Source organism: Prosthecobacter sp., from assembly GCF_029946185.1.
Lineage (GTDB): Bacteria > Verrucomicrobiota > Verrucomicrobiia > Verrucomicrobiales > Verrucomicrobiaceae > Prosthecobacter.
Genome location: NZ_JAQSEA010000088.1, coordinates 1 through 5,101, shown reverse-complemented (window position 1 = coordinate 5,101; position 5,101 = coordinate 1). Strand labels below are relative to the sequence as shown.

At 62.4% G+C, this 5,101-nt stretch carries 2 protein-coding genes; both read left to right on the top strand.

The features are described from left to right. A partial coding sequence (locus PSV43_RS06895) for a fused MFS/spermidine synthase (RefSeq protein ID WP_300194879.1) occupies nucleotides 1-3,252 on the top strand: 3,252 nt, incomplete at its 5' end. A gap of 659 nt (nucleotides 3,253-3,911) precedes the next feature. Then, on the top strand, nucleotides 3,912-4,991 hold the full coding sequence (locus tag PSV43_RS06890; protein ID WP_300194877.1) for a cytochrome-c peroxidase: 1,080 nt from the start codon (nucleotides 3,912-3,914) through the stop codon (nucleotides 4,989-4,991). Nucleotides 4,992-5,101 lie beyond the last annotated feature (110 nt).

The following is a 5,101-nucleotide window of genomic DNA, read 5'->3' as shown; positions in this document are numbered from 1 at the left end:
CGTTTCCAAGGCTTGACGGTGGTTGCGCGTTGTTATCCACTCAGCCCGAATCTCTCACGTTCCACCGCCATCAACCGTCACCCACAGTCAACAACCGTAAACAACGTTCAACGGTCCCCTCTCCGGCTCCCCTTACTCGCCACGCTGCTGGCGCTCTCCGGGGCCTGCGCGCTCATTTACCAAATGGCCTGGCTGCGGGAATTCCGGCTCGTCTTCGGAGGGGCCACCCCGGCCACCGCCGCCGTGCTGGCGATCTTTATGGGCGCGATGGGCGCAGGCAGTGCGCTGTTTGGCCGCAAAGCGGAAGCCTCCGCGAATCCGCTGCGGCTGTATGCGTGGATCGAACTCGGTGTGGGAATCGCGGCCTTGCTGACGCCGCTGCTGCTCTCGCTGGTGCGTTCCCTTTATCTCAGTACCGGCGGCATTGCCACGCTGGGTCAGGTGCCGGCCACGCTGCTGCAGCTTTTGCTCGCCACCGTGGTGCTGGCACCGCCCTGCCTGCTGATGGGCGGCAGCCTGCCTGCGGCTTTCAAATGGGTGGAGACAGATCAGGACACCCAGCGCGGCAGCCTGGGCGTGCTGTATGGGGTCAACACCCTCGGCGCACTCGCAGGTGTGCTGCTGAGCACCTTCTGGCTGCTGGAACTCTGGGGCATCCGCACCACCGTCATGGCGGCTGCGGGAGTGAATCTGCTGATTGGTGGCATGGCGTGGTATGTGGCGCGTGGTGAAAAGCCGGTTGCCGCTCCAAAGAAGGAGGAGATGAAGGAAGAGGAAGATTCCAGGGGGCTGACGACACGCTTTCTCTATCTCGCCGCAGGCATCACCGGCTTCACCTTTTTCCTCAGCGAACTCGTCTGGTTCCGCATCCTCTCGCCGTTGCTCGGCAGTTCCGTGTATGGCTTCGGCTTGATCTTGGCACTGGCACTCGCTGGCATCGGCCTGGGTGGATTTCTCTATCGCATGCTCTGGGCGGCGCGGGCCGGTGCGGTCACACTGGCGGCACTGGCACGCGTGGCGGCATGGCAGGCGCTGTTTCTGGCAGTGCCCTTTGCCCTCGGCGACCGCATCGCCGTCTTCGCCATTGAGGTGAATCAACTGCGCTCGCTGGGACTGCCCGGACAGATCACTGGCTGGACCCTGATCGCCAGCCTGCTCGTACTTGCACCATCGATTCTCGCGGGCGTGCAGTTCCCGCTGCTCGTAGGTTTGCTGGGCAGCGGCAGTCGCAATGCGGGTCGGCATGTGGGCTACGCGTATGCGGCGAATACTCTCGGGGCCATCGCTGGCTCGCTCGCCGGAGGCTTTGTGCTGCTGCCATGGCTGACGGCACTCGGTGCCTGGCGCGGGGTGTTTCTGCTGACGCTGCTGCTCAGCCTCGGCGCGGCAATCCTCGGAGCACAGTCTGCTTCTCGGTGGTCTTGGCCCGTGATCGCAGCCTTATGGCTCAGCGCGGGCTGGCTAATGTTCGCGCCCACCGGCCCCACCGCTGCATGGCGGCACAAGCCCATCGGCTACGGCCGCGTGGAGTCGCTGCCGAATTCCATCAATGGCCTGCGCGGCTGGCTGCATGCGAGTCGCTGGAAGATCGCGCATGAATTTGAGGGTCGTGAGGCCAGCGTGGCCGCCGTGGACAGTGATGACGGCTACTGCCTTTACGTGAACGGCAAATCCGACGGCTCCGCCTTTGGCGATGCCGACACGCAGGTGATGCAAGGCCTCGTGCCAGCGCTGCTGCACCCCGCGCCGCACAGCGCCTTCATCGTCGGCCTCGGCACCGGCACGACGGCAGGCTGGGTCGCAGATGTGCCTGAGATGAAGCAGGTGGATGTGGTGGAACTGGAACCCGCCATGGCCAGCTTGGCGCGCCATCACTTCGCACCGGTGAATCGCGATGTGCTGAACAAAGCCAACGTTCGCCTCATTCCCGGCGATGCCCGCGAAGCTCTGCTGGCCGCTGGCAGCCACTACGATCTGATCATCTCCGAACCCTCCAATCCCTACCGCGCCGGAGTCTCCACCCTCTTCACGCAGGAGTTCTACGCCGCCGCCAAAGCCCGGCTCAATGAGCATGGTCTCTTTGCCCAATGGGTGCAGGGTTATGAAGTGGATGCGCAAGCCATCCGCCAAGTCTATGCCACGCTCACCTCCGTGTTTCCCCATGTGGAGACGTGGATCTCCGGCCCCAACGATCTCCTCTTCATCGGCCACCTCACGGCACCAGCATATACCATGGACCAATTGCGCACCCGCATCACGCAGCCCTTGATGGCCGAAGCGCTCAAACGCGTCTGGCTCACGAACTCCGTCGAAGGCGTGCTCGCCCATCATCTGGCCTCCCCCGACTTTGCCCGCAGCCTGCTGCAAGCCACACCAGCCAACATCAACACCGATGACCGCAACTTGCTGGAGTACGGCTTTGCCCGCGCCCTCTCCAAAGACAACACGTTTGAGACCACGCAAGTGCTCTCCATGGCCATCGAGCAGGAGATGGATGTACCCGCCCACCTTGCCGCGCAGATCAACCGCACCCGCCTCACGTATGAGCGCCTGCGCATGCTCGCGGCGGACGGTGCCACCTCCTCCATCCCCTCCGATCTCGATGGCGATGACCAACGCCGCGCCGAAGCCACCGCCGCCTTTGCCAAAGGAAACTTCAATGAAGTCCTCACCACATGGACCGGCACACCCGCCAGTCCCTTTGAGCAGTTGATGCTGCTGGAATCCGCCGCCCAAGCAGGTACCGCCGAGCAACTGCCGCCCTATGTTGATGCCCTGCGCAAAGACTGGCCTGCCGATGCCCACTTCGCCGCCGCGCTGTCCGCCTTTCGCCACGAATCCTACGACGATGCCGCCTCTCACCTGCTCGATGGATTCAAGGACATGCGCCCCCAAGTCTGGGTACGACTTTCATCCGTGCAGACCGCGCTCTCGCTGGTTCCACCGCTTGCAGCGAACAATCGCGATCTCGTGCCGCAGTTCATGGCCGTCCTCCAGCAACCGTTCCCCGGCGGACTCGCTGAACCAAGCCGCATGAACACGCTGATCCAGATCATCCCCCTGCTCTCCTCCGCGCAGCAGATCGAGGTGCTCTCCCAGTTCGAACCCAATCCCCCGTGGCAGCGCCAGTTCCTGGAGTTTCGCCTCAAAACCTATCGCGCCGCAGGTCATGCACGCGCCGCGCAGGCCGAGCGTGATGTGCAGGAATTTCTACGCCATGCCGACCGCCCTCTTGATGAATCGCTCCGATAGGAGTGGGATCATCCTGATCCCACTCTGGGAACTCCCTGAATCCTGGACGAGGCGGAGCGCAGAGGGATCAAGATGATCCCTCTCCTGCCAGGCGCGCTCTGATACGCGCAGCGCCCAGGAGCGCGGAATTTATTCCGCAGCACTCCGCCAGCATCCTCAGGCACCGCATTTTCCTTTCACATTCATACCATGAATAGTTGAAAATGAGTCTGAAGGAACAGGCCTGTTTTCCAAGCAGAGGAACAGGCACGGCGCTTCATGCTGGGACGTAGGATGGACGTGGCGACAGCCCGTCCGTCCATGCGCGTAAGGCAAGCGTCTTGAGCCTCCGAGCGTTCGAGCAGCCTTGAGCGCACCCCAGCGCTATGGCGTACGAACGTCCTCGCAGTCGGGCGGTTTGGCGAAAGTGGCGATGGAGCATGGGCAGCCCTCGACGCCAAACACGACCGACCTACGTTCCAGAAAGCCTGCATGCCCTCTCAGCGAACAGACCTGTTTTCTATTGAGCCTGGTATCACACCTCCAGAGTCTCCTGCCTGCCACACACAGCGAACCCACACAAACCCTTCCCACGTACCCGAAACCTTCTGCGGGCTGAAGTCAGCGCTCCAAGGCTCTTTGGCATGCAACGCTGTGCTGTCGAGGCGCGTTGAATCCCCATGCTCTTCCTCCTTGTCGTGATCCTGGCAACTGCGCCCGCTGCGCCGTTGCCAAATACGCAGATTGAAGCATTGCCACGCTCAGCCTCGCTGCCGAGCGACACGCCAGCCAAGATCTCCCTCGGTCGCCTGCTGTTCTTTGATCCCATCCTCTCCGCCACGCGCGATGTTTCCTGCGCCACCTGCCACCACCCGCAGCACGGCTGGGCCGATGGCCGGCCCACACCGCTCGGCGTGCATGCCAGCGGCATCGGCCCCGCGCGCAGACTGGCGCAAGGCGCCGCCTTCCAGCCCCTGACACGCAACACGCCCACGATCCTCAACGTGGCCTTCAACGGCATCGAATCCGGCAAGCCGTTTGATCCCACCCAGTCGCCCATGTTTTGGGATAACCGGGTGCGCAGTCTCGAAGCGCAGGCACTCGTGCCGATTCGTCAGGACGCAGAAATGCGCAGCGATGTTTGCAATGAAGCCGACGCCGTCCCGCAAATGGTCGCACGTCTGAAAGCCATCCCGGAATACGTGACGCTGTTTCAAAGTGTGATCACCGCCGAGAAAGTCACCCACGCCATCGCCGCGTATGAGCGCACGCTCATCACACCCGATTCCCCCTTCGACCGCTTCATGCGTGGCGACAAAACCGCGATGACCGCCGAACAGCAGCAGGGCATGGCCGCCTTTCAGAAAGCAGGCTGCGCCCTCTGCCACAACGGCCCCATGCTCTCCGACTACAAACTGCACGCCATCGGCCTCACCGACTCCGCCACCCAACGCACCGAATTCCGCACGCCTTCTTTGCGCAATCTAAAGCACACCGCGCCCTACATGCACCACGGCGGCAATCTCACGCTCGATGAAGTCCTGCTCTTCTACGACCGCCTCATGGATCAAGCCGCCGAGACCCTCGAAGGCGGCGACACCAGCACCCTGCCCCCGCTCGATCCCCTGCTCCGCCAGATGAACATGCTCCCCGAAGACCACTCGCCGATCAAAGCCTTCCTCGATGCACTGAACAGCGATGACTACGACAAGTCCATACCCGACCGCGTGCCCAGTCAGCCCTCATCACACGGAGGATAGGCCTCCGGCCTGTCAAAGGATCGAGGCGTCCCGCCTTTGATTCTGAACTTAGGCGCAATGCCGTTAAGCTATAATTTCTGTACTTTGTCATTTGATGGTTAATTGAGGTG